The sequence below is a fragment of the Falsiroseomonas selenitidurans genome (assembly GCF_012103215.1).
Lineage (GTDB): Bacteria > Pseudomonadota > Alphaproteobacteria > Acetobacterales > Acetobacteraceae > Falsiroseomonas > Falsiroseomonas selenitidurans.
On record NZ_JAAVNE010000119.1, the window covers coordinates 1 to 1497 of the forward strand.

Annotated in this window: 2 protein-coding genes; both read right to left on the bottom strand. The window is 76.4% G+C overall.

What is annotated here, in order from left to right:
* A partial coding sequence (locus HEQ75_RS27580; RefSeq protein ID WP_168035325.1) for a helicase HerA domain-containing protein occupies nt 1-907 on the bottom strand: 907 nt, incomplete at its 3' end.
* Between the two features lie 75 nt (nt 908-982).
* Nucleotides 983-1447, bottom strand: a complete 465-nt coding sequence (locus HEQ75_RS27585; RefSeq protein WP_168035326.1) for a DAK2 domain-containing protein — start codon at nt 1445-1447, stop codon at nt 983-985.
* Nucleotides 1448-1497: the final 50 nt, after the last annotated feature.

Sequence of the window (1497 nt, forward strand, 5' to 3'; positions counted from 1 at the left end):
CCGGCGCCGGGGGGCGCGCCGGCCGGCGCGCCAGGCGCTGCGGCTCCGGCTCCGGCGCCGCCAGCACCAGCTCCCGCGCCGCTTCCGCCGCGGCGGCGGAAGGCGGCGGCACCAGGGACGGCCCGGCGGAGCGCGATTCGGTCTCCACCGCGCCGACCCGCACCCGCAGTGGGCGGCGGGAGACGGCGGGGCCGAGCGCCATGAAATGCCCGCGCTCCAGGTCACGGAAGGAGTCCGCCTGGCGCCGTTCCATCCCCAGCAGATCCGCCGCGCGGGCCATGTCGATGTCGAGGAAGGTGCGCCCCATCATGAAGTTGGACGCCTCCGCCGCCACGTTCTTGGCCAGCTTGGCCAGGCGCTGGGTGGCAATCACGCCCGCCAGGCCGCGCTTGCGGCCGCGGCACATCAGGTTGGTCATGGCGCCGAGCGCGGCGCGGCGTGCCTCGTCCGAGGTTTCGCTGGCGGCGGCGGGGGCGAACAGCTGCGCCTCGTCCACCACCACCATCAGCGGGTTCCAGGCGTCCCGGTCCACGTCGAACAGCCCGCCCAGGAAGGCGGCGGCCAGGCGCAGCTGCTGTTCCGCCTCGACGCTGTCGAGGTTCAGCACGACGGAGACGCGATGCCGCCGCACCCGCTCCGCCACCTGCTGCAGGGCGCCCTCGGCATGGTCGCCAGCCTCCACCACCAGGTGCCCGAACCGGTCGGCCAGGGAGGTGAAGTCCCCCTCCGGATCCACCACCACCTGCTGCACCCAGGGCGCGCTCTGTTCCAGCAGGCGGCGCAGCAGGTGCGACTTGCCGGATCCGGAATTGCCCTGCACCAGCAGGCGGGTGGAGAGCAGCTCCTCCAGGTCGAAGGTCACGGGGCTGCCGGTGGCGGTCAGGCCGATGTCGATGGCGATCGTCAATCCGGGACTCCAGCGGGGAGCCGGGTGACTACAACCTGCGCGCCGCTTGCGGAAGCGCGCAGGCTGGGGGGCGGGTCAGCCCAGGCTGCGCCCGATGGCCCGCATCCACACCAGCACCGCGCTGGCCCCGGCATCCGGCACGCCGAGCGCGCGGTCGCCGAGATAGGCGGCGCGGCCGCGGCGGGGCGGCATGGTGGCGGTGGCCGCCGCCCCCTCCTCGGCCGCCGCTTCCGCCGCCGCCCAGGCCGCGGCGACCGGCCCTTCGGCGGTGGCAAAGGCCTCCGCCGCCGGGTGCAGCGCGTCCAGCATGGTGCGGTCGCCGGGCCGGGCGCCGCCGAGTTCCCCGATGGCGGCGACCGCGGCGCGGAAGGCGGTGGCCCAGGCGGCGCGCCCCGGCGCCGCCTGGCCGTGCAGCGCCTGGGACGCGGCCAGCAGCGCCGTGGCGTAGAAGGGGCCGGAACTGCCGGCGATGGCCCGCCGCAGCGCCCCGGCCATGGCGGCCAGCGCGGCCTCCGGCGTGGCGAAGGCAGCCTCCGGCAGGGCGCGAGGCCGGCGTGCCGAACATGGTCAGCGAAACCTGGTACGGGCTG